This window comes from Actinacidiphila epipremni, assembly GCF_012034175.1.
Classification (GTDB): Bacteria; Actinomycetota; Actinomycetes; order Streptomycetales; family Streptomycetaceae; genus Actinacidiphila; species Actinacidiphila epipremni.
In genome coordinates this window covers 28,758-50,581 of record NZ_JAATEJ010000032.1, presented here as the reverse complement: position 1 = coordinate 50,581, position 21,824 = coordinate 28,758, and the positions used below count along the sequence as shown (strand labels likewise).

The following is a 21,824-nucleotide window of genomic DNA, read 5'->3' as shown; positions in this document are numbered from 1 at the left end:
CCCTGTGAGCGAGCATGGTGATCAGCCCCAGGACGGTTTTGTGCGGGTGCGGTTGGATCTGGCGTATGACGGGGCCGGGTTTTCCGGGTGGGCCAGGCAGCGGGCGCGGCGGACTGTGCAGGGGGAGGTGGAGGACGCGATCGCGACGGTGTTGCGGCTGGGGGGGCCGGTGGAGTTGACGGTCGCGGGGCGGACGGACGCGGGGGTGCATGCGCGGGGGCAGGTGGCGCATGTGGATCTGCCGGGGGAGGTGTGGGAGGCCGAGCGGGACAAGCTGCGGCGGCGGCTGGCCGGGCGGCTGCCGTGGGACGTGCGGGTCTTCGGGGTGGGCGAGGCGCCGGCGGGCTTCAACGCGCGCTTCTCGGCGGTGTGGCGGCGGTACGCCTACCGGGTCGGTGACCACCCCGGCGGGGTGGACCCGCTGCTGCGCGGGCATGTGCTGTGGCACGACCGGCCCGTCGACGTCGAGGCGATGAACGAGGCCGGGCGGCTGCTGCTCGGGGAGCATGACTTCGCCGCGTACTGCAAGAAGCGGGAGGGGGCGACGACGATCCGTACGCTGCTGGACGTGCGGTGGGAGCGGCGGGACGACGGGGTGGCCGTCGCCACGGTGCGGGCGGACGCCTTCTGCCACAACATGGTGCGGGCGCTGGTCGGGGCGATGATCCTGGTCGGCGACGGGCACAAGCCGGTGGGCTTCCCGGCGGAGGTCCTTGCCGGGCGGGTCCGGCACTCCGCCGTCAACGTCGTGCGGCCCCACGGCCTCACCCTGGAGGAGGTCGGCTACCCGCCGGACCACCTGCTCGCCGCGCGCAACCTTGAGGCCCGCAACCTGCGCACCCTGCCGGCCGGGTGCGTCTGAGGCTGCGCGTTACTGGCGGGCCGGGTCCGCCGCCGCGGCGTCCTTGCCGCGTTGGACGATGCGGCTGAAGGCGAAGTCGGAGGCGTCGTCCGCCGCTTGCTTGCCCTCGGTGTCGGTCGCCGCGAGCGTCGTGCCGTTCTTGTAGCCGGCGATCGCGAAGTACGCGTAGCGGCCCACCGCGTTGGACGTCATCTGGCAGCGCACCGCGCGGCAGAAGCTCGCGATGCCGCCGCCGTTGAGGGGGGCCAGGTACTGCGAGACCTTCTGGACCTTCTTGGAGTGCGCGTCGTCCGGGAAGACGGCGACGCCGACGGTGACGGCGAGCGCGCCGTCCGTGTAGGTCGCCCGGACCAGCTTCTGGCAGCCGCTGGTGGTGAGGGCGGTCGCCAGCGCCTGGCGGGCGTTCTTCGCGCAGGAGGTGGTGACGTCCGAGACCGTCTTGGTGTACGTGCGGCCCTCCCACACGAACTGCTTGCCGGGGAAGAGGCTGTCCGGCGTGAGCGGTGCCTTGTCCTTCGCGGGGGAGTTGAGGTAGTCCAGCGGGTTCGCCGGGGGCGGCGGGGCCACGGAGGAGAAGGACGGGGCCGGCGGGAGGGGCTGCTGGCTCGCCGTGCCGGTCGCCGAGGAGGAGGGTGAGGCGACGGACTTGCCATCGTCCTTACCGGACATCACGACCGCGGTGGCGACACCGCCGGCGATCACGGCGACGGCCACGATCCCGCCGGTGAGCATGAGGACCCGCTTGCGGCGGGCGCCGGACTCCTGCTGCTCGGCGAGGGCGTTCCAGTCGGGGGTGGACGCGTCGCTGTTGTTGCCGCTGCCGCTGGTGCCGCTCGTGGTGGAGGTGGCCGGCTCCGCCTGCCGGGCGCGGGGCGCGGGGCGCGGCGGCGTCGCACCGCTGGCGAAGGGTACGTGGGGGGTCCCCTGCGCGGGGGCCTGCTGCTGCGGTACGGGTGCCGGCGCCTGGGCCTGCGGCGCCGGGGCTTGCGGCTGCGCCTGCGGGTAGCCGTAACCGCCCTGCTGCGGGGCCTGCGCCTGGGGGTAGCCGTACCCGGCCTGCGGCGGCACCTGGCCCTGCGGCTGCGGGTAGCCGTACGCACCCGGCTGCGGCGCCTGGGCCTCGGGCTGCGGGCCCGGTGCCTGGCCCTGCGGGTAGCCGTAGCCCGGCTGCTGCGGGGCCTGGGGCTGGCCCTGGGACTCCGGCGGGGCGGCCTGCGGGTAGCCGTACGCACCCGGTTGCGGGGTCTGGGGCGCCTGGGCCTCCGGCTGGGCCGGCGGGGAGGCGTAGCCGGCCTGCTGGGGGAGCTGGGGCGCGGTCGCCTGGGGCGAGGGGGCCAGGGCGGGCTGCTGCGGGGGCGCGGACCAGGGCTCGGCCGGCTGCGGGGCCGGCGTGGCCGGGGGCGCGGGCTGGGCGGCTGCGTCGGCCTGGGGGGACCACGCCGGGCCGGGCTCGGGGGCCTGGGGCGGCGGGGTCGCCTGGCGGAACTGCTGCCGCGGGTCCGCCTCGTGCCGGCGGGAGGGGATGACGCGCCCCTCCAGCACCTCGCGCTCCCCGCCGGCGGGGCCGGTGCGCGGTTCCTGCGGTTCCTGCGGCTGCTGCCCGGGGCCATCAGTCATGTCGCGCATCATATTGCCGCCCCGTCCCCCGGCCTACCGGGGTCCCGTAGGGCTCCCGCAAGGTCCGGCCGGGCCCACGCCGGCTCCCGCAAGGCCCCTGCCAGGCCGCGGCCAGGCCCACGCCGGCCCCCGCCGGCCCCCCGGGAGCGAAAAGAGGTTGGGCCCCGTCCGGCGGGGCGGGAGAATCCGGGGCATGGGACATGTGGAGGCAGCGCACCTGGAGTTCTACCTGCCGGACGGGCGGGCGCTGCTCGGCGACGTCTCGTTCCGCGTCGGGGACGGCGCGGCCGTCGCGCTCGTCGGCGCGAACGGCGCCGGCAAGACGACGCTGCTGCGGCTCATCGCCGGCGAGCTCACCCCGCACGGCGGCGCGGTGACCGTCAGCGGCGGCCTCGGCGTGATGCGCCAGTTCGTCGGCAGCGTGCGCGACGACTCGACCGTAAGGGATCTGCTGGTCTCGGTCGCGCACCCGCGGATCCGGGCCGCGGCGCAGGCCGTGGACGCGGCGGAGCTGGCGATCATGGCGCAGGACGACGAGCCGGCGCAGATGGCGTACGCGCAGGCGCTCGGCGACTGGGCCGAGGCGCGCGGGTACGAGGCGGAGACGCTGTGGGACATGTGCACGACGGCCGCGCTGGGCGTGCCCTACGAGCGGGCGCAGTGGCGCGAGGTCAGGACGCTGTCCGGCGGTGAGCAGAAGCGGCTGGTGCTGGAGGCGCTGCTGCGCGGCCCCGACGAGGTGCTGCTGCTGGACGAGCCGGACAACTACCTGGACGTCCCCGGCAAGCGCTGGCTGGAGGAGCAGATCGCGGCGACCCGCAAGACCGTGCTGTTCGTCAGCCACGACCGCGAGCTGCTGTCCCGTACCGCGGAGAAGATCGTCAGCGTCGAGACCGGCCCCACCGGGGCCACCGCGTGGGTGCACGGCGGCGGCTTCGGCACCTTCCACGCCGCCCGCCGCGAGCGCTTCGCCCGCTTCGAGGAGCTGCGCCGCCGCTGGGACGAGGAGCACGCCAAGCTCAAGGCGCTGGTGCAGCGGCTGCGGCAGCAGGCGGCGAACAGCCCCGACATGGCCTCGCGCTACCACGCCGCCCAGACCCGGCTGAAGCGCTTCGAGGACGCCGGCGCCCCGCAGGAGCCGCCGCGCGAGCAGGAGATCAGCATGCGGCTCAAGGGCGGCCGTACCGGCGTACGGGCGGTGACCTGCGAGAAGCTGGGCCTGACCGGCCTGATGAAACCCTTCGACCTGGAGGTCTTCTACGGCGAGCGGGTCGCCGTGCTGGGCTCCAACGGCTCGGGCAAGTCGCACTTCCTGCGGCTGCTCGCGGGCGACACCGGCGTCGCGCACACCGGCGGCTTCCGGCTGGGCGCCCGGGTCGTGCCCGGCCACTTCGCGCAGACGCACGCGCATCCCGAGCTGCTGGGCCGCACCCTGGTGGACATCCTGTGGAGCGAGCACGCCCGCGACCGCGGCCGGGCGATGTCGGTGCTGCGCCGCTACGAGCTGGAGCGGCAGGGCGACCAGCCCTTCGACAAGCTCTCCGGCGGGCAGCAGGCCCGCTTCCAGATCCTGCTCATGGAGCTGGCCGGCACGACCGCGCTGCTGCTGGACGAGCCGACCGACAACCTGGACCTGGAGTCGGCGGAGGCGCTGCAGGAGGGCCTGGAGGCGTACGACGGCACGGTGCTCGCCGTGACGCACGACCGCTGGTTCGCCCGCAGCTTCGACCGCTTCCTGCTCTTCTCGGCGGACGGCACGGTCCGCGAGACGCCGGGGCCGGTGTGGGACGAGCCGCGGGTGGTGCGGGAGCGCTGAGCTGCCGCCGTACGGGGGACGGGGGCGCGTTTTGACCCTGGTGGGTGCCCCAGCTATTGTGAGGGTTCGAAATTTATGCGTATTGGCTTGCTCTATCTCACGTGAGGGGCCCTTACGCCGGTCCACCGGGCCGATGACCAGCGGCAGGTACAGGGTTGCGTCGCCCATGTGCCGCCACGGCTGTCGTGATCGTCCGGGTGGCCTTGTCAGGACCCCTTCTCCGGTCGCTCCCCGCGGGCGGTCCGGGGAAACCACTACTGAGAAGAAGCGAAGGCTACGACCGTGCGTACGTACAGCCCCAAGCCCGGCGACATTCAGCGCCAGTGGCACGTCATCGACGCGCAGGACGTCGTCCTGGGCCGCCTGGCGACCCAGGCAGCCACCCTCCTGCGGGGCAAGCACAAGCCCATTTACGCGCCCCACGTCGACACCGGCGACTTCGTCATCGTCATCAACGCCGACAAGGTGCACCTCTCGGGTAACAAGCGCACCCAGAAGATGGCCTACCGCCACTCCGGCTACCCGGGTGGTCTGCGGTCGGTGCGCTACGACGAGCTGCTGGCCAAGAGCCCGGAGAAGGCCGTCGAGAAGGCCGTGAAGGGCATGCTCCCCAAGAACTCCCTGGGCCGTCAGATGCTCTCGAAGCTCAAGGTCTACTCGGGCGACCAGCACCCGCACAGCGCCCAGCAGCCCGTGCCGTTCGAGATCACCCAGGTCGCGCAGTAGTTCCGGCCACCAGCTAGCCAGAAAGAATCCGAGGAGAGTCGTGGCTGAGACCACTGCCGAGAACGTTCTCGAGGGCGAAGAGTCCTACGAGGAGATCACCACCTTCGAGTCCGACGCGGTCGAGGGGGAGTACACCTCCGAGTCCCTCGCGTCCCGCTTCGGCGACCCGCAGCCGGCCGCCGGTACCGGCCGCCGCAAGCGCTCCATCGCGCGGGTCCGGATCGTCCCGGGCTCGGGCAAGTGGAAGATCAACGGTCGCACCCTTGAGGGCTACTTCCCGAACAAGGTGCACCAGCAGGAAGTGAACGAGCCCTTCAAGGTGCTCGAGCTCGACAACCGCTACGACGTGATCGCCCGCATCAGCGGCGGCGGCATCTCCGGCCAGGCCGGTGCGCTGCGGCTCGGTGTGGCGCGCGCGCTCAACGAGGCGGACGTCGACAACAACCGCGGTCCGCTGAAGAAGGCCGGCTTCCTGACCCGTGACGACCGCGCGGTCGAGCGGAAGAAGGCCGGTCTGAAGAAGGCCCGCAAGGCGCCGCAGTTCAGCAAGCGCTAAAGCGCCGGCCGGCGCGGGCTGCCGTCTCGCCTTTCTGTCGCTTTTCGGCACGCCACAGCCGTCCAGCAACGCCCCGGAGGCACACCATTGCCTCCGGGGCGTTCGCATGACGCGTCGCACTCGTATATATCGGGTTGTAAGACTGTTACAACCAAACGTAGGGCGTCGGGCGTCACGTACATAGCGCGCCATCCGCGCCGGGCACATCGCTGAGACGGCAGCGCCGCCGGATCACATCGGAGGACTTGACTGTGGGACGACTCTTCGGGACCGACGGCGTGCGAGGCATCGCCAACGCGGACCTCACCGCGGAAATGGCGCTCGGCCTGTCGGTCGCCGCCGCACACGTACTCGCCGAGGCGGGCAGCTTCGCCGGACACCGCCCGGTGGCGGTCGTCGGGCGCGATCCGCGCGCGTCGGGCGAGTTCCTGGAGGCCGCGGTCGTCGCCGGCCTCGCCAGCGCGGGCGTGGACGTCCTGCGGGTCGGTGTGCTGCCCACCCCGGCGGTGGCGTATCTCACCGGCGCGCTGGGCGCCGACCTCGGCGTCATGCTCTCCGCGAGCCACAACGCGATGCCCGACAACGGCGTCAAGTTCCTCGCGCGCGGCGGCCACAAACTCGACGACGAGCTCGAAGAGCGCATCGAGACGCTCTACGACGAGCACCGCACCGGCGCGCCCTGGGTGCGCCCGACCGGCTCCGGCGTCGGCCGGGTCCGGGACTACGACGAGGGCTTTGACCAGTACGTGGCCCATCTCGTCGGGGTGCTGCCCAACCGGCTCGACGGTCTGAAGATCGTCCTGGACGAGGCGAACGGCGCGGCCTCCCGGGTCTCGCCCGAGGCGTTCTCGCGGGCCGGCGCGGACGTCGTGACGATCCACGCCCGCCCGGACGGCCTCAACATCAACGACGGCTGCGGCTCCACCCACCTGGAGCCGCTGAAAGCCGCGGTCGTCGAGCACGGGGCGCACTTCGGCATCGCGCACGACGGGGACGCCGACCGGTGCCTGGCCGTCGACGCGGAGGGCAACGAGGTCGACGGCGACCAGATCCTGTCCATCCTGGCGCTGGCGCTGCGCGAGCGCGGTGAGCTGCGCGGGGACACGGTCGTCGGCACGGTGATGTCGAACCTGGGCTTCACGCTGGCCATGCAGGGCGAGGGCATCACCGTCGTGCAGACGGGGGTGGGGGACCGGTACGTGCTGGAGGCCATGAAGGAGCACGGGTACGCCCTCGGGGGCGAGCAGTCCGGGCACGTCATCGTGCTGGACCACGCGACGACCGGGGACGGCACGCTGACCGGCCTGCTGCTGGCCGCGCGGGTCGTCGCGACCGGGCGGTCGCTGGCGGAGCTGGCCGGGGTGATGCGGCGGCTGCCGCAGGTGCTGGTGAATGTGCCGGACGTCGACAAGAGCCGGGTGCACACGTCCGCCGAGCTCAGCGCGGCGGTGGCCGAGGCGGAGCTGGAGCTCGGCGACACCGGGCGGGTGCTGCTGCGGCCCTCGGGGACGGAGCCGCTGGTGCGGGTCATGGTGGAGGCGGCCGACATCGACCACGCCCGGACGGTCGCCGGGCGGCTCGCGGACGCGGTGAAGTCGGCGCTGGGTTAGTTTTCCGCCGGTTGCGGTTGCGGTTGCGGTTGCGGTTGCGGTTGCGGTTGCGGTTGCGGTTGCGGTTGCGGTTGCGGTTGCGGGGGTGGGGGTGCCTTCTGTTGGGTGGAAGGTGCGCCTTTCGTCCCCGCCTCAGAGCTTGCGCAGCGACAGGCGCTGCACCTTGTGGTCCTGGTCCTTGCGCAGGACCAGGGTCGCGCGGCCACGGGTGGGCAGGACGTTCTCCACGAGGTTCGGGCGGTTGATCGTGCGCCAGATCATCCGCGCGTAGTCCATCGCCTCGTCCTCCGCCACCCGGGTGTACTTCGTGAAGTACGAGTCCGGGTCCTGGAACGCGGTCTCGCGCAGCTTGCGGAACCGGCCGAGATACCACTGCTCGATGTCCTCGGTGCGGGCGTCGACGTACACGCTGAAGTCGAAGTAGTCCGCGAGGCCGATCCGGCTGCGGCCGTCCTGGCCGGGGAGCGCGGGCTGCAGGACGTTCAGGCCCTCGATGATGAGGATGTCCGGGCGGCGCACGGTGAGCTTCTCGCCGGGGACGATGTCGTACGACAGGTGCGAGTAGACGGGGGCGGTGACCTCGGGGCGGCCGGACTTCACGTCCGCGACGAAGCGGGTGAGGGCGCGGCGGTCGTAGGACTCCGGGAAGCCCTTGCGGGACATCAGGCCGCGGCGCTCCAGCTCGGCGTTCGGGTGGAGGAAGCCGTCGGTGGTGACGAGGGCGACGTTGCGGGGGCCGTGGCCGTGCTGGCCGGGCTGGCCGTGCGGGCCGGGCTGCGGGGCCTGGGGGAGGGCGAGCAGGGCCTGGAGGAGGCGGGCGGTGGTGGACTTGCCGACCGCGACGCTGCCGGCGACGCCTATCACGAAGGGGGTGCCGGGGTGGGGGGCGCGGTTTCCCTCGGAGGTGCCGGCGAGGAAGGTGTTGAGGGCGCCGCGGAGGCCGCTGTGGGCGGCGACGTAGAGGTTGAGCAGGCGGGAGAGCGGGAGGTAGACGTCGATGACCTCGGCGAGGTCGGTGACGTCGCCGAGGCCGCGCAGCTTGTCGACTTCCGCGGCGGTGAGCGGCAGCGGGGTGCGGTCGCGCAGGGCGCTCCACTGGGCTCTGGTCAGCTCGACGAAGGGGCTGGCCGGGGTCGCCGGGCCGGCCGGGGTGCCGGCGGATGCTGAGCTCACGGAGGTGGTCACGCTGCCCATCCTCGCAGGGCGCTGCGCTGGGCTTTTCGCGGGGCGCGGTCCGTTCGGGGGGTGGGGTGGTCGGGGGCGCTCCGGGGGGTACCTCCTCGGACTGCGCACATTGACCTGCGTCCGCATTCGGTGACCTCTTGTCGTGCGCAGTCCTGCGGGGGCACCCCCCGGATCACCCCCTCCCGCCCGTCGTCGGGCGGCTCTCCGCCGGTGGGGGGATCGCGCCCTTCCGTCCGTCCGCCGGGCGGCTCTCCGTTGGCGGGGGTGGGGGTGGGTGGGTGAGCGCCCCCTGCCGTACGTCCGGCGGCGGCTTTCCGTTGCTGGGTGGCCTCGTTTCAGGCGGTGAGGGGATGGCCCGTCGTGGCGTCGACGTGGGCGGGGACGGGGTCGTGGCGGTCGCCGACCGTGGGGGTGCCGGTGGGCTCGAAGAGCAGGATCGCGGTGGGGGAGGGGGCGTACGGCTTGTGCTCGGTGCCGCGGGGGACGGTGAAGACCGCGCCCCGGGGGAGGACGACCGTACGCTCGCCGGCGGGCTCGCGGAGGTGGATGTGGAGTTCGCCGTCGAGGACCAGGAAGAACTCGTCGGTGTCGTCGTGGACGTGCCAGACGTGCTCGCCCTCGACCTTGGCGACCCGGACGTCGTAGTCGTTGACGCGGGTGACGATGCGCGGGCTCCACAAGGCGTCGAAGGAGGCCAGGGCCTTGGTGAGGGGGATGGGTTCGCTGCTCATGCGGATCATCCTGGGACGTGCGGTGGGGGCGGGGTGAGTGCTAGGAATCGCATATGGCGAAAGAATCCTCGCAGGGTGGTGGCGCCGGTGCCGGTGCCGGTGGTGGCGGCGGTGGTGGTGCGGTGCACCGGGTGGTGGTGATCGTGGACGAGAACTCGAACCCCTTCGAGCTGGGCTGCGCGACGGAGGTGTTCGGGCTGCGGCGGCCGGAGGTGGGGCGGGATCTGTACGATTTCGCGCTCTGCTCGCCGGAGCCGCGCACCCTGATGCGGGACGGGTTCTTCACGCTGACCGGGGTCGCCGGGCTGGAGGCCGCCGAGGAGGCGGACACCGTGATCGTGCCGAACCGGCCGGACGTGGAGGTGCCGCGCCGTGCCGAGGTGCTGGACGCGGTGCGCCGGGCGCATGCGCGGGGGGCGCGGCTGGTCGGCTTCTGCAGCGGGGCCTTCACGCTGGCCGAGGCCGGGGTGCTCGACGGGCGCCGGGCCACCGCGCACTGGCAGTGGGCGGATACGTTCCGGGCCCGTTTCCCGGCGGTGCGGCTGGAGGAGGACGTGCTGTTCGTGGACGACGGCGACATCCTCACGGCGGCGGGGAGCGCCGCCGCGCTCGACCTGGGGCTGCATGTCGTCCGGCGGGATTTCGGGGCGGAGATCGCCAACGCGGTGAGCCGGCGGCTGGTCTTCGCCGCGCACCGTGACGGAGGGCAGCGGCAGTTCGTCGAGCGCCCGATGCCCGAGGTGCCGGACGAGTCCCTGGCCCCGGTCCTGGCCTGGGCCCAGGAGCGGCTGGGCTCCCCGCTGACCGTCGCCGACCTCGCCGCACGCGCCTCGGTCAGCCCGGCTACTCTGCACCGCCGCTTCCAAGCGCAACTGGGCACGACCCCCCTGGCCTGGCTGACGGCGGAACGCCTGTCCCTGGCCTGCCGTCTCATCGAGCGCGGCGAACCCCGCTTCGAGGTCGTCGCCCGCCACAGCGGCCTGGGCACAGCAGCAAACCTCCGCACGCTGATGCGCCGCGCCACCGGCATCACCCCCTCCGCCTACCGCCGCCGCTTCGGCCCGGGGGTGGGGTGACTGTCCTGGTGGTGGGGTGACCGTTCCGGGGGTGGGTTGACCGTTCCGGTGGTCGGCTGACTGTCCCGGTGGCCGGTTGTCTGCATCGGTAGCGGGTCGACTGTCTTGGTGGCTGGCTGGCTGTCTCCGTCGAGGGTTGACTTTCTCGGTCGCGGGGTGTCGGCCTTGTGCTGGGGTTGTTGTCGGTGGGCGGGTGCCTGTGGGTGCCGCGGTTGGTGGTGGCCAGTGTCGATGCCGCCGCCGGCCGCCGTGGGCTGGGGCCCGTCGGTGTTGTTGCCGGCCTTGGGCTGGCGACCCTCGGTGCTGTGGCTGGTGGTGGGGCCGCTTGATCGTCGCTGCCGCGCAGGTGTTCGTAGGTGCCTTGCCTGCGTGGGCGGATAGCCGCCGATGGCGGGGAAGGGGCGCACACGGGCTCCTGCCTGCATGGGTGGGGAGCACGCCGCGGCGTAGGTGCGGCGCATAGGGTGGGCGGCATGGGCATCATCGGGGTCGGGATCGACGTCGCCGAGATCGAGCGGTTCGCCGCGGCGTTGGAGCGGACCCCCGGGATGGCGGAGCGGCTGTTCGGGGAGGGGGAGCGGCGGTTGGCCTCGGGGGAGGAGCGGGGGGTCGCGTCGCTCGCCGCGCGGTTCGCCGCGAAGGAGGCGCTGGCCAAGGCGCTGGGTGCGCCGGCCGGGTTGAAGTGGCTGGACGCCGAGGTTGTTGCGGAGGAGTCGGGGCAGCCGAGGCTCGTCGTCAGGGGGACGGTCGCCGCGCGGGCGGCGGAGTTGGGGGTCAGGCACTGGCACCTGTCGTTGAGCCATGACGCGGGGGTCGCGTCCGCCGTGGTGATCGCCGAGGGGTGATCCCGGGGTGCCGCGCGGGGAGCGCGTACGTATCGTCGGGGGAGGGCTGACGGGAGGGTTTCGCGATGAGGTACGCGCATACGGTGCAGGCCGTGCGGGACGCGGAGGGCGCGCTCATGGCGCGGCTGCCCGAGGGTGCGCTGATGCAGCGCGCGGCGGCGGGGCTCGCGGTGGTCGGGGCGCGGGTGCTGGGGCGGGTGTACGGGCGGCGGGTCGCGGTGGTGGCCGGGAGCGGCAGCAACGGGGGTGACGCGCTGTACGCCGGGGCGCGGCTGGCCCGGCGGGGTGCCGGGGTGACCGCGGTGCTGCTGGCGCCGGAGCGGGCGCACGCGGCGGGGCTGCGGGCGCTGCTGGACGCCGGCGGGCGGGCCGTGGGGGCGGCGGAGGGCGCCGCGGTCGTGGCGCGGGCGGACCTGGTCTACGACGGCATCGTCGGGATCGGCGGCAAGGGCGGCCTGCGGGCGGAGGCCGCGGAGTTGATGCGGGCGGCGCGGGCGGGCGGCGGGGCGGTCGTCGCCGTCGACCTGCCGAGCGGGGTGGACGCGGATACGGGTGAGGTGGCCGGCGAGGCGGTGCGGGCGGACGTCACGGTGACGTTCGGGACGTACAAGCCGGGGCTGCTGATCGACCCGGCGGCGGAGCTGGCCGGTGCGGTGACGCTCGTCGGCATCGGGCTGGAGCTGGGCGCGCCGGAGGTCGAGGCGTTGCAGCACGCGGACCTGGCGGGGCTGCTGCCGCGGCCGTCGGGGGAGAGCGACAAGTACCGGCGCGGGGTCGTCGGGGTGGTCGCGGGCTCGGACCGGTATCCAGGGGCGGCGGTGCTCGCGGTGTCCGGGGCGCTGCGCGGCGGCGCCGGGGCCGTACGGTATGTCGGCGGTGGGGGGCCCGCGGTGCTGGCGCGGCATCCGGAGACGCTGGTGTCGAGCGGTTCGCCGCACGAGGCGGGGCGGGTGCAGGCGTGGGTGGTCGGGCCGGGGCTGGGCGACGACGCGCGGGCCCGCACCGCGGTGGCGGAGGTGCTGGCCGCGGACGTGCCGGTGCTGGTGGACGCGGACGGGCTGCGGCTGATGTCCCGCGACGCGGTGCGGGCCCGTACGGCGGCGACGGTGCTCACCCCGCATGCGGGCGAGGCCGCGGCGCTGCTGGGCCGCGCGCGCGAGGAGGTCGAGGCGTCGCGGCTGACGGCGGTGCGCGACCTGGCGGAACTCTTCGGCGCGACGGTGCTGCTGAAGGGTTCTACGACGCTGGTGGCGGCCCCGGACCCGGCCGTCCCGGTCCGCGTCAACCCGACGGGCACCGCGTGGCTCGCCACCGCGGGCAGCGGCGACGTCCTGTCCGGCCTGACCGGCTCCCTGCTGGCTGCCCGCCTTCCGGCCCGTGACGCCGCCTCAGCCGCCGGCTATCTCCACGGCCTCGCCGCCCGCCTGACGGAGGGTCCGCTGGCGGCGATGGATGTGGCGGAGTCGATCCCGGAGGCGTGGCGCAACGTGTGCGGCGGGTGAACCGTCCGGTGGCGCCTGCCCCGCTATGAGACCACTGGTTCGGACCAGATAACCGAGCCCTGCCGACCCCCGGCGCCTCCCCGTGCGGCCCCGGGGGTCTTCTGTTGCCCCGACTGCCCCTGCGGTGGCGGAAGATGCGCTGGCCAGGCGCTGAATAATACCAGTGGTCTACTACGGTTACCGAGCTGTGATACCAAAGGGTTGACCACTGGTTGCACCCGCTTCTAGCGTGGTTCACCTCACCCCGCTCTAAACGGCACAGAGGTGGACGAACTCGTATGAACATATCTTCCCTTTCCGGCCGCAGACGCACAGCCGCCCTCGGCGTCGCGGTCGCCGGAGCGCTCCTGCTGTCCGCGTGCGCGTCGAACGGAAACGACGCGTCACCTGGCTCGGCCGGCGACAACGGCTCCGGCAAGTCCGCGCAGCACCCGATCGTCGCGCTGCTCCTCCCGGAGAACGCGACCGCCCGCTACGAGGCGCGCGACAAGCCCACGTTCGAAAAGCAGCTCGCCGAGAGCTGCCCCCAGTGCGAGCTGCGCTACTACAACGCCGCCGGGGACGCCAACAAGCAGCTCAGCCAGACCGAGTCCGCCCTCACCGAGGGCGCGAGCGTGCTGGTCATCGACCCGGTGGACTCCAACGCCGCCGGGGCCGTCGTCGCCGGCGCCCGCCGCCAGGGCGTGAAGGTCATGAGCTACGACCGGGTCATCTACAACGCCGGCGTCGACTACGGCGTGAAGTTCGACAACGTCCAGCAGGGCGCCGTGGGCATGCAGTCGCTGCTCGACAAGCTCAAGAAGGACGGCAGGACCACCGGCAACGTCGTCATGATGAACGGCGACCCCGTCGACTCCGGCGCCAAGCCGGAGAAGGACGGCGCCCACGGCGTCATCGACTCCTCCGACTTCACCGTCGCCGCCGAGTACGACACGAAGGGGTGGTCGGCCGCCAACGCGCAGAACCAGATGCAGCAGGCCATCACCAAGCTCGGCGCCGCCAACATCGCCGGGGTCTACGCGGGCAACGACGGCATGGCCACCGGCGTCATCGCGGCCCTCAAGAGCGCGGGCGTCACGCCGATGCCGTCCGTCACCGGCCTGGACACCCAGCTCGACGCCATCCAGAACATGGTCGCGGGCGACCTCTACGAGAGCACGTACCTGCCGGTCGAGACCGAGGCGCAGATCGGCGCCAAGGCCGCCGCCGCCCTCGCCACCGGCAAGCAGCCCTCCGGCGAGCTGCTCAACGGCACGATCGACGACGGCGCCCACAAGGTGCCCGCCTACCTGCTGGAGTCCATCGCCGTGACGATGGACAACATGAAGGAGAAGCTGCTCGACAGCGGCTATCTCACCGTCGCCCAGATCTGCACGGCCGACTACGCCAAGGCGTGCGCCACGGCGGGACTGCGCTGAATGGCCTCCCCCAGCGCCTCCCCCGGCACCTCCCCCAGCAGTGACGCACCGCAGGTCGTCGCGGTCGACGTGGGCGGCACCAGCGTCCGCGCCGCCCTCGTCGGTCCCGGCGGCACCGTGACCGCCCGGCTGCGGGAGCCGGTACGGCACGGCGCGGTCCACGAGCAGGTCGCCGCCCTGATGGCCCGGACCGCGGCGGGCACCGGAGCCGTCCGCGCGGTCGTCGGGCTGCCGGGACGGGTGGACCACGTCGAGGGCCGGCTGCACGTCGCGCGCAACCTGCCCGCCACCGACCTCGGCCGGCTGTCGGCCGCCCACCTGGCCGAGGCCGGCGGGCTGGCCGTCGAGCTCGCCGGCGACGCCGAACTCGCCGCGGTCGGCGAGACGTACTACGGCGCCGGAAGCCCGGCCGGCACCACCGCCTACCTCACGCTGTCCACCGGCATCGGCGCGGCGGTCGTCAGCGACGGCCGGGTGCTGTCCGGGCGGGTGACCGGCTTCCAGATCGGCTTCCTGCACCTGCTCGGCGCCGGACGCCCGATGATCGAGGACCTCGGCTCGGGGCAGCGGGTGAGCCGCGCCGCGCGGGCGCTCGGCCAGGACGCCGACTACCGCGTCCTGACCGAGCTGGCCGCCGCGACCGGCAGCGACGACCAGGTCCGGCACACGCGCGACCTGGCCGCGGGCGCCCTCGCCGACATCGCCGACGCGGCGGCTGCCGCCGCGATCCTGCTGTGCCATGTCGTCTCGCCCGACGTGCTGGTCGTGGGCGGCGGCCTCGCCCGCGCCGCGGGTGAGCCGCTGCTGCGGGAACTGGGCCGCCGGATCCGCGACACCCCCGTCTCGCACGTCTCCTGGGACGTCGAGGTGTCCGCCGCCGCATGCGGTGACGACGCGGGCCTGGCCGGCGCGGCTGCCTGGCACCTCGCCCGGCCCGCCGCCGTCGCCGCCGCCGCGGACCACCCCCGTACGAAAGGAACCGGCCAATGACGTCGACCGCGCAGCGGGCCGGACAGGGCCCGCCCCCCGTGCTCCAGCTGGAGGGCATCACCAAGAGCTTCGGCGCCGTGAAGGCACTCGGCGGCGTGAGCATGACCGTCGCCGCGGGAGAGGTCGTCGCGCTCGTCGGCGACAACGGCGCCGGGAAGTCCACCCTCATCAAGACGATCGCCGGGGCCCACCCCCGCGACGGCGGCACCATGAGGTTCGGCGGCGAGCAGGTCTCGCCGCGCCGGCCCGTCGACTCCACCCGCCTCGGCATCGCGACCGTCTACCAGGACCTCGCCCTGTGCGACAACCTGGACATCGTCGCGAACCTCTTCCTCGGCCGCGAGAAGCACCACGGGGGCTTCCTCAGCGCGCTCGACATGGAGGAGGTCGCCGTCGGGCTGCTCAAGCGGCTGTCGGTGCGGATCAAGGACCTGCGCGCCCCGGTGTCGTCGCTGTCGGGCGGCCAGCGCCAGTCCGTCGCCATCGCCCGGTCGCTGCTCGGCGACCCGCGGCTGGTCATCCTCGACGAACCCACCGCGGCCCTCGGCGTCGAGCAGACCGCCGAGGTGCTCGAACTCATCGAGCGGCTGCGCGCCGAGGGCCACGCGGTCCTGATGGTCAGCCACAACCTCGCCGACGTCTTCGACGTGGCCGACCGCATCGTCTGCCTGCGGCTGGGCCGCAGCGTCGCCGAGTTCCCCGTCGAGGGGACCACCGAGGAACAGGTCGTCGCCGCCATCACCGGCGTCGCCGACAGCAGTGCCCACAAGCGCCGCAAGCTGCGCCGCGACCGGGCCGAGGAAGGACGACCGTGACCACCCACACCGCCACCGGCCCCGTCGGACCCGCTCGCGCGACCGCCGGCACACCACCACCGGACACCGGGAACTGGATACGCGAGCGCGTCCAGCGCCTGCGCACCGGCGACCTCGGGCCGCTGCCCGTCATCCTCGGCCTCGTCGTCATCTCGGTGATCTTCCAGATCGCCAACGGCCGCTTCCTGTCGCCGCAGAACCTGTCCAACCTGAGCCTGCAGATCGCCTCCACCGGCGTCATCGCGCTCGGCATCGTCTTCGTCCTGGTCATCGGCGAGATCGACCTGTCGGCCGGGTCGGTCAGCGGCATCACATCGGCCGCGATGGTCGTGCTGACCATCAACCACGGCTGGCCACCGGTCCTCGCGATCGTCGTGGCCGTGGTCTTCGGCGCCGCGATCGGCCTCTTCCACGGCATGATCTTCACCAAGCTCGGCGTCCCGTCGTTCGTCCTGACCCTGGGCGGCCTGCTCGCCTGGCAGGGCGGCCAACTGCTCGTACTCGGCAACCACGGCACGATCAACATCCCCTACGACGGCACGATCGCCTCGCTCGCCAACACCACCCTCCAGTCGTGGATCGGCTACGTCATCGCCGCCGTGTACGCGTCCGCGGCCGTCGGCAGGACCTGCCTCACCGCCCGGTGGCGCCGCGAACGCGGCCTGGCCGTACGGCCGTTCACCGGCGACCTGGTACGCGACGGGGCGGTGACCGCGGTGATCCTCGCGGCCACGGTCGTCTTCTCCCGGTGGCACGGCATCCCGCTGTCGCTGCTCATCTTCGTCGGCCTCGTCGTCGCGGTGGACGTCCTGCTGCGCGGCACGACCTTCGGCCGCAAGCTGTTCGCCGTCGGCGGCAACGCCGAGGCGGCCCGCCGGGCCGGCATCCAGGTCGGCACCGTCAAGGTCATCGCCTTCACCATCGCCTCCTCGCTGGCCGCCTTCGGCGGGGTGCTCGCCGCCTCCCGGCTGTTCGCCGTCAACCAGGCCAGCGGCGGCAGCGACATCCTGCTCAACGCGATCGCCGCGGCGGTCATCGGCGGCACCAGCCTGTTCGGCGGTCGCGGCAGCGCCTACTCCGCGCTGCTCGGCATGCTCGTCATCGGCGCGGTCTCCAACGGCATGGACCTGCTCAACCAGACCTCCGCGGTCAAGTACGTGATCACCGGTGCCGTACTCGTCGCCGCCGTCGTGATCGACTCCCTGGCGCGACGAGGAAGGGCGGCAAGCGGCCGATGAGCGTCAACGCGTTTCTGCGCCAGGGGTTCGTCCCCTTCGACGAGGGCGTGCGGGACCAGGCCGGCCGCCTCACCGAGATCGCCCCGGTGCTGCGCGAACGGGTCCTGGCCGCCGCGCAGGCCATCGGCCGGCCCGGCCACGTCACCCTCGTCGGCATCGGCGCGAGCCTGGCCGCGCTGGCCGGGCCGGCCGCCCACCTGACGGCACACGGCATCCCCGCCACCCGGGTCAACGCCTCCGAGGCGGGCCCGCTCGACCGGCACACCACCTTGGTCGCGCTGTCCCAGTCCGGCCGCAGCCGGGAGACCGTGGACGTCATGCGGGCCGCCCCCGGCCGCCGGCTCGCCGTCGTCAACGTCACCGACTCGCCGATGGCCGCCGCCGGGGACTGCGTGCTCACCCTCGGCCACCTGCCCGACAGCCTCGCCTCCACGATCGGCTTCACCGCCTCCGCCATGGCCGTCGCCATGCTCGCCGAGACCTGGACCGACGGCGCGCCCGCCGCGTCCTGGGCGAGCCTGGGCGAGCGGCTGGACGCCTTCCGCGCCATGACCTCCGCGCAGGCCGAGCAGATCGCCGAGGGCCTGACGGCCACCGAGGTCATCGACCTGGTGGCGCCGGCCGAGCAGTACGGCGCCGCCGAGAGCGGGGCGCTGCTGCTGCGCGAGGTCACCCGGGTGCCGGCGGCGTCCTTCGAGACCCGGCAGTATCTGCACGGCCTCATGGAGTCCACCCGCACCTCCACGCTGCACATCGTCCTCGACGGACCCGACGACGGGCAGATCGTCCGGGCGCTCGGCTCGCTCGGCCGCCGCGTCGTCGAACTGCGCACCGGCCCACCCGTCGCGCACGGCCGGCGCACGCTCGTCGTGCCGATCGAGGCGCACAGCCCGCTGGAGGTCCCGGTCTTCGTCGCGGCGCTGCTGCAACAGGTCGCGCTGCGCGCGGCGCGGAACCGGCGGATCGACCCCGACGAGTTCCTGTTCCTCGACACCGGCACCAAGCTCGACGACGACGAATGAGGCTCCCCGCCGGCACCGGCGCGCCCGCCGGACGATCGCCCCCGGGGCGTACGGACCGCCTCGGGCCGTACGGCACCGGCCGGTGAATGACGTCCCTCGCCCTCCCACCCAACGGACACAATCAGGCTCATGTCTACATCGCCAGCACTACACCGCAAGGTGGCCCAGCACCTCAGGGAACGCATCGAGTCGGGGGTGATCGCGCCCGGCTCCCGTATGCCCTCCGAACGCGTCCTCGCCGAGCAGTTCGACGTCAGCCGGGTCACCGTACGGCAGGCCCTGAAGGACCTCGAAGTGGCCGGCCTGGTCACCGTCGTCGCCGGTGCCCGGTGGGTGCGCGGGCAGGCGCCCGCCCCGGTGGCGCTGCGGCCGGCCGAACCGGACGCGGAGTCCATCGAGGAGGGCGGCACCGGCCTGGTGAGCTTCTCCGACCTCGCCGCCGCCAACGGGCTGACCTCCAGCTCCAAGGTGCTCACCTGCCTCACCCGGCCCAGCACCCTGGACGAGGCGGACCTGCTGGGCGTCGCCCCCGGCGCACCGCTGGTCGAGCTGGTCCGGCTGCGGCACCTCGACGGCATCCCGACCCTGATCGACTTCTCCCTGATCCCCGAGGGCCTGGCGCCCGGGCTCGGCGGCCACGACTTCGCGACCGCCTCGCTGTACGGCACGCTCGCCGAGCAGTACGGGCTGCACGCGGTGCGGGCCGACTGCGTCATCGAGGCGCGCGGCGCGACCGCCGACCTCGCCGAGCACCTCGGGCTGCCGCCGGGCGACCCGGTCCTGGAGATCGTCCAGACCACCTACGACGAGAACCGCCGGGTGGTCCAGTGGTGCCGCAGCGTCTACCGCGGCGACCGCTACCGCTTCCGTGCCGCCCTGGAAGGCCAGGCCGGGCACGCCCCCCGTACCGCGTCCGCCGCGGAGCCGTCCGGCCGCGGCGTCGTCCCTCACGTAGCGAGGTTGTATCCATGAGAATTTCCGCACGAGGCGCCGTCATCGCCGGCGCGTGGGTCAAGGGCGACGTCGAGATCGACGACGGCCGCCTGGTACGCGCCGGGCTGCCCTCGACCGGCTCCGGCTACGTGCTGCCCGGGCTGGTCGACCTCCAGGTCAACGGGTACGGCGGGGTGGACTTCAACGCCGCAGGCGCCGAGGAGTTCGCGCACGCCCTCGCGGCGCTGGCCCGCGACGGGGTCCTCCACGTCCAGCCCACCGTCATCACCGACTCCGAGGACAACGTCGTCCGCCAGCTCGGCGTGCTCGGCAAGCTCCGGGAGGCCGCGCCGCGCGGCGCGAAGGTCGTCGGCGTGCATGCCGAGGGGCCGTTCCTTTCCCCGCACCACCGCGGGGTGCACCGCCCCGAGTACCTGCGCGACCCCGACCCCGCCCTCGTACGGCGCTTCCTGGCCGCCGGGCCGCTGCGCACCATCACCGTCGCCCCCGAGCTGCCCGGCGCGCTGGAGCTGATCTCCTGGGCCGCCCGGCAGGGCGTCATCGTGCAGGCCGGCCACTCCGGGGCCGACACGGCGACCGCGTACGCGGGCTTCGACGCCGGGGCGCGCGCGGTCACGCACCTGTTCAACGGGATGATCGCCTTCAGCCACCGCGCCCCCGGCATCGCGGGCGCGACGCTGAACCGGGAGGAGGTCGCCATCCAGCTCATCGCCGACGACATCCACCTGGCGCGGGAGACCTCGATGCTCGCGCTCAAGGCCGCCGAGCACCGGATCATGCTCGTGACGGACGCCGCGTCGCCGGCGGGCGCCGGGGACGGCGCCTTCACCGTGGGCGGCTTCACCGTCACCGTCACCGACGGGGTGCCGCGGCTGCCCGACGGGACGCTGGCCGGCAGCACCGTGACGCTGCTCCAGCAGGTGGCCAAGCTCGTCGCGCTCGGCTGGCCGGTCGACCGCGCCGTCAACCTCGCCAGCCGCGCCCCGGCCCGCTTCTACGGCCTGACCGGCGCGGGCGAGCTGACGCTCGGCGGCCCGGCCGACCTGATCGTCACCGACGAGGACGTCACGCCCGTTCGGGTGCTGGTCGGCGGAACGGAGTTGGCGGCATGAGCGTCCTCCTCCCGCGCGGGCTGATCGTCTCGCTCACCCCGTCGCCGCAGTCGCCCTGGCAGCACACGCAGGACGTGGTCCGGCTCGCCGCCGCCGCGCAGGCCGGCGGGGCCGTCGCCGTGAAGGTGGACGGACCCGACGCGGTGCGCGCGGTCAAGCGGAGCGTCCCCGGCCTGCCCGTGCTCGCCGTCAGCATCGACGGCTCGCACGGCGGGGCCGTCCGCATCACGCCCACCGTGCGGCACGCGGCAGCCCTCGCCGAGGCCGGCGCGGATGTCGTCGAGCTGGAGGCGGACTCCGCGGCCCGCCGCCACGACGGCCAGGACCTCGCCGAGCTGATCGCGTCGTTCGCCGCGCTGGGCAGGCCCGTCAAGGCGGGCGTTGCGGGCGTCGAGGACGCGCGCACCGCGGTGGCCGCGGGCGCGGCGATGGTCAGCTCCTCGACGATGGGCTACCCCGCCCGCCCCCACACCGGCCCCCTGCCCGACCTCGCCCTCGTCGCCGCCCTCGTCGCGAACACCGGCGTCCCCGTCGTCGCCGAACGCGGCTACGCCACACCGTCCGACGCCCGCGCCGCCTTCACCGCCGGCGCCCACGCCGTCGTCGTCGGCTCCGCCATCACCGACCCGGTCTGGCTCACCGCCCGCTTCGCCGCCGTGGCGTGACACCCCGCGGGCCGCATGAGGGCGCGTCAGTTCGCCAGCACCACGCCCAGCATCGCCAGCCAGCCCAGCGAGACCATGACAGGAAGCAGCACCATCACCAGGCCGGTCGGCGACGCCTCAAGCCACGCCGATCCCGGCTCCGCCAGTTGACGCCCCACGATGCGCTGCCCGCCGTGCCACGCCATGTGCTCCTCCAGCTCCACGACGGTGCTCTTGCGGGTCTGCAAATAGCGGCGCCCGTAACGCAGCATGACGGCGAAGGCCATGCCGGAGACGAACCCGATCACCGCGATGACCGCTCCGACCCCTCGGGCCACCTCGCGTGACTGCGCGCCCTCCTTGCCGAGGGTGAAGGCCAGGGTGGCGGCGAGGCCGGCGGTGATGTAGAGGAAATTGTTGAGCTTGTTCCAGTTGAGGAGGTCCTCGTGCTTGTATAAGTCCACCGCGATCTCGTATTGCGTCTGCAGCATCGACTCGCGCGGTTTGCGCGAGACCCACACCACGCGCAGTCGGCCGTCCGGCGGGCGTAGCCGGGTCAGTTCCTCGAAGCCCAGTTTCCGGTGGAAGTGACTCGACGCCTCGTTCCGCGGCTCGTTGACCACCGCGGCGATCACCGGCGCGGCCGTCCACTGCTCCAGCACATGGTGGTACAGCCGCGACGCAACACCCTGCCGCGACGCGTCGCGGGCCACGCACACCTGCTTGATCACCAGGAAGCTGCCCAGGGTGGTCTTGATCCGGTGGTTCAGCCACTCGTCCGGCTCGATCTGGGCGTCGCTGTAGGCCAGCAGGAATCCCAGGACGTCGGAGCCCTTGACGGCCACGTAGAAGTGCTCGGCGGTGGCCAGTCGCCTTTCGTACACCTCGGCGGTGTATTCCGACACCAGGAACCCTTCCTGGCTGGCCACACGCGGATCGGTGCCCTCCAGATTCCTGGACTGCGCCAACGCGAAAACCATCGGGACATGCGCCGACGTCGCCCGTACGATCTCGATCCCCGCCTGAGCAGGTGCGGTCATGCGCTCACCTCCCACTGAACGGACATACCAGGCCCCGCGACCAGCGTGACCTGACGCCCCGCCAG

The 21,824-nt window shown here is 73.3% G+C and carries 20 protein-coding genes; 16 read left to right on the top strand and 4 right to left on the bottom strand.

Annotation, left to right across the window (positions count from 1 at the left end; all coding sequences use genetic code 11):
- Positions 1-4: 4 nt before the first annotated feature.
- Entirely contained in the window at positions 5-862 is an 858-nt protein-coding gene (truA, locus tag HCN08_RS30120; RefSeq protein ID WP_167986467.1) for a tRNA pseudouridine(38-40) synthase TruA, read from the top strand.
- Between the two features lie 9 nt (positions 863-871).
- Here the strand turns inward: truA and HCN08_RS36305 are convergent, their stop codons facing one another.
- Positions 872-2,479: a hypothetical protein gene (locus HCN08_RS36305; protein WP_167986466.1), complete on the bottom strand. Its 1,608-nt coding sequence runs from the start codon at positions 2,477-2,479 to the stop codon at positions 872-874.
- Between the two features lie 193 nt (positions 2,480-2,672).
- Here HCN08_RS36305 and HCN08_RS30110 point away from each other — a divergent pair, with 193 nt between their 5' ends.
- The 4 genes from HCN08_RS30110 to glmM all read left to right on the top strand — a co-directional run bounded on the left by HCN08_RS30110 (position 2,673) and on the right by glmM (position 7,187).
- Positions 2,673-4,295, top strand: a complete 1,623-nt coding sequence (locus tag HCN08_RS30110; RefSeq protein WP_167986465.1) for an ABC-F family ATP-binding cassette domain-containing protein — start codon at positions 2,673-2,675, stop codon at positions 4,293-4,295.
- 282 nt (positions 4,296-4,577) lie between these two features.
- Positions 4,578-5,021, top strand: a complete 444-nt coding sequence (gene rplM, locus HCN08_RS30105; protein WP_167986464.1) for a 50S ribosomal protein L13 — start codon at positions 4,578-4,580, stop codon at positions 5,019-5,021.
- A 40-nt stretch (positions 5,022-5,061) separates the two neighbouring features.
- Positions 5,062-5,577: a 30S ribosomal protein S9 gene (gene rpsI / locus HCN08_RS30100; RefSeq protein WP_167986463.1), complete on the top strand. Its 516-nt coding sequence runs from the start codon at positions 5,062-5,064 to the stop codon at positions 5,575-5,577.
- Between the two features lie 251 nt (positions 5,578-5,828).
- Positions 5,829-7,187 (top strand): phosphoglucosamine mutase, encoded by a 1,359-nt coding sequence (gene glmM / locus HCN08_RS30095; RefSeq protein WP_167986462.1) that lies wholly within the window; start codon positions 5,829-5,831, stop codon positions 7,185-7,187.
- 132 nt (positions 7,188-7,319) lie between these two features.
- Here the strand turns inward: glmM and coaA are convergent, their stop codons facing one another.
- Both coaA and HCN08_RS30085 read right to left on the bottom strand, forming a co-directional pair.
- Positions 7,320-8,381, bottom strand: coding sequence for a type I pantothenate kinase (coaA, locus tag HCN08_RS30090; protein WP_167986461.1), 1,062 nt, complete (start codon positions 8,379-8,381; stop codon positions 7,320-7,322).
- A gap of 326 nt (positions 8,382-8,707) precedes the next feature.
- Complete coding sequence (locus tag HCN08_RS30085) at positions 8,708-9,103, bottom strand: cupin domain-containing protein (RefSeq protein WP_167986460.1); 396 nt, start codon at positions 9,101-9,103, stop codon at positions 8,708-8,710.
- Between the two features lie 53 nt (positions 9,104-9,156).
- On the opposite strand from HCN08_RS30085, the gene HCN08_RS30080 reads away from it, so the two are divergent.
- The 11 genes from HCN08_RS30080 (at position 9,157) to HCN08_RS30030 (ending at position 20,740) form a co-directional block, all read left to right on the top strand.
- A complete protein-coding gene (locus tag HCN08_RS30080; protein WP_240970566.1) occupies positions 9,157-10,179 on the top strand; it encodes a helix-turn-helix domain-containing protein in 1,023 nt (340 codons plus the stop codon).
- A 473-nt stretch (positions 10,180-10,652) separates the two neighbouring features.
- Positions 10,653-11,024, top strand: a complete 372-nt coding sequence (locus tag HCN08_RS30075) for a holo-ACP synthase (RefSeq protein WP_167986459.1) — start codon at positions 10,653-10,655, stop codon at positions 11,022-11,024.
- Between the two features lie 65 nt (positions 11,025-11,089).
- Positions 11,090-12,526, top strand: a complete 1,437-nt coding sequence (locus HCN08_RS30070) for an NAD(P)H-hydrate dehydratase (protein ID WP_167986458.1) — start codon at positions 11,090-11,092, stop codon at positions 12,524-12,526.
- Between the two features lie 278 nt (positions 12,527-12,804).
- A complete protein-coding gene (locus tag HCN08_RS30065; RefSeq protein ID WP_167986457.1) occupies positions 12,805-13,944 on the top strand; it encodes a substrate-binding domain-containing protein in 1,140 nt (379 codons plus the stop codon).
- A complete protein-coding gene (locus tag HCN08_RS30060) occupies positions 13,945-14,934 on the top strand; it encodes an ROK family protein (RefSeq protein WP_167986456.1) in 990 nt (329 codons plus the stop codon).
- Positions 14,931-15,749, top strand: coding sequence for an ATP-binding cassette domain-containing protein (locus HCN08_RS30055; RefSeq protein WP_167986455.1), 819 nt, complete (start codon positions 14,931-14,933; stop codon positions 15,747-15,749). The genes HCN08_RS30060 and HCN08_RS30055 overlap by 4 nt, the downstream gene beginning before the upstream one ends.
- Complete coding sequence (locus HCN08_RS30050) at positions 15,746-16,987, top strand: sugar ABC transporter permease (protein WP_206319415.1); 1,242 nt, start codon at positions 15,746-15,748, stop codon at positions 16,985-16,987. The genes HCN08_RS30055 and HCN08_RS30050 overlap by 4 nt, the downstream gene beginning before the upstream one ends.
- The gene (locus HCN08_RS30045; protein ID WP_167986454.1) at positions 16,984-18,009 is read left to right on the top strand and encodes an SIS domain-containing protein; all 1,026 of its coding nucleotides are present in this window, start codon (positions 16,984-16,986) and stop codon (positions 18,007-18,009) included. Before HCN08_RS30050 ends, HCN08_RS30045 begins: the two co-directional genes overlap by 4 nt.
- Positions 18,010-18,138: 129 nt before the next feature.
- Positions 18,139-18,981, top strand: a complete 843-nt coding sequence (locus HCN08_RS30040; RefSeq protein WP_167986453.1) for a GntR family transcriptional regulator — start codon at positions 18,139-18,141, stop codon at positions 18,979-18,981.
- Positions 18,978-20,075 carry an N-acetylglucosamine-6-phosphate deacetylase gene (gene nagA, locus HCN08_RS30035; protein WP_167986452.1) on the top strand — a complete coding sequence of 366 codons (1,098 nt, stop codon included), beginning with the start codon at positions 18,978-18,980 and terminating at the stop codon, positions 20,073-20,075. The genes HCN08_RS30040 and nagA overlap by 4 nt, the downstream gene beginning before the upstream one ends.
- Positions 20,072-20,740 carry a beta/alpha barrel domain-containing protein gene (locus HCN08_RS30030; RefSeq protein WP_167986451.1) on the top strand — a complete coding sequence of 223 codons (669 nt, stop codon included), beginning with the start codon at positions 20,072-20,074 and terminating at the stop codon, positions 20,738-20,740. Before nagA ends, HCN08_RS30030 begins: the two co-directional genes overlap by 4 nt.
- A gap of 26 nt (positions 20,741-20,766) precedes the next feature.
- Here the strand turns inward: HCN08_RS30030 and HCN08_RS30025 are convergent, their stop codons facing one another.
- On the bottom strand, positions 20,767-21,759 hold the full coding sequence (locus tag HCN08_RS30025; protein WP_167986450.1) for a GNAT family N-acetyltransferase: 993 nt from the start codon (positions 21,757-21,759) through the stop codon (positions 20,767-20,769).
- Between the last annotated feature and the right edge of the window lie 65 nt (positions 21,760-21,824).

Excerpts from the sequence above, each read along its gene's own strand:
- HCN08_RS30045 (WP_167986454.1), top strand. The coding sequence starts at position 16,984 with ATGAGCGTCAACGCGTTTCTGCGCCAGGGGTTCGTCCCCTTCGACGAG.
- HCN08_RS30075 (WP_167986459.1), top strand. The coding sequence starts at position 10,653 with ATGGGCATCATCGGGGTCGGGATCGACGTCGCCGAGATCGAGCGGTTC.
- HCN08_RS30040 (WP_167986453.1), top strand. The coding sequence starts at position 18,139 with ATGTCTACATCGCCAGCACTACACCGCAAGGTGGCCCAGCACCTCAGG.
- coaA (WP_167986461.1), bottom strand. The coding sequence starts at position 8,381 with ATGGGCAGCGTGACCACCTCCGTGAGCTCAGCATCCGCCGGCACCCCG.
- HCN08_RS30025 (WP_167986450.1), bottom strand. The coding sequence starts at position 21,759 with ATGACCGCACCTGCTCAGGCGGGGATCGAGATCGTACGGGCGACGTCG.
- HCN08_RS30110 (WP_167986465.1), top strand. The coding sequence starts at position 2,673 with ATGGGACATGTGGAGGCAGCGCACCTGGAGTTCTACCTGCCGGACGGG.
- HCN08_RS30030 (WP_167986451.1), top strand. The coding sequence starts at position 20,072 with ATGAGCGTCCTCCTCCCGCGCGGGCTGATCGTCTCGCTCACCCCGTCG.
- HCN08_RS30085 (WP_167986460.1), bottom strand. The coding sequence starts at position 9,103 with ATGAGCAGCGAACCCATCCCCCTCACCAAGGCCCTGGCCTCCTTCGAC.
- HCN08_RS30065 (WP_167986457.1), top strand. The coding sequence starts at position 12,805 with ATGAACATATCTTCCCTTTCCGGCCGCAGACGCACAGCCGCCCTCGGC.
- HCN08_RS36305 (WP_167986466.1), bottom strand. The coding sequence starts at position 2,479 with ATGACTGATGGCCCCGGGCAGCAGCCGCAGGAACCGCAGGAACCGCGC.
- HCN08_RS30080 (WP_240970566.1), top strand. The coding sequence starts at position 9,157 with ATGGCGAAAGAATCCTCGCAGGGTGGTGGCGCCGGTGCCGGTGCCGGT.
- HCN08_RS30060 (WP_167986456.1), top strand. The coding sequence starts at position 13,945 with ATGGCCTCCCCCAGCGCCTCCCCCGGCACCTCCCCCAGCAGTGACGCA.
- HCN08_RS30070 (WP_167986458.1), top strand. The coding sequence starts at position 11,090 with ATGAGGTACGCGCATACGGTGCAGGCCGTGCGGGACGCGGAGGGCGCG.
- HCN08_RS30055 (WP_167986455.1), top strand. The coding sequence starts at position 14,931 with ATGACGTCGACCGCGCAGCGGGCCGGACAGGGCCCGCCCCCCGTGCTC.
- nagA (WP_167986452.1), top strand. The coding sequence starts at position 18,978 with ATGAGAATTTCCGCACGAGGCGCCGTCATCGCCGGCGCGTGGGTCAAG.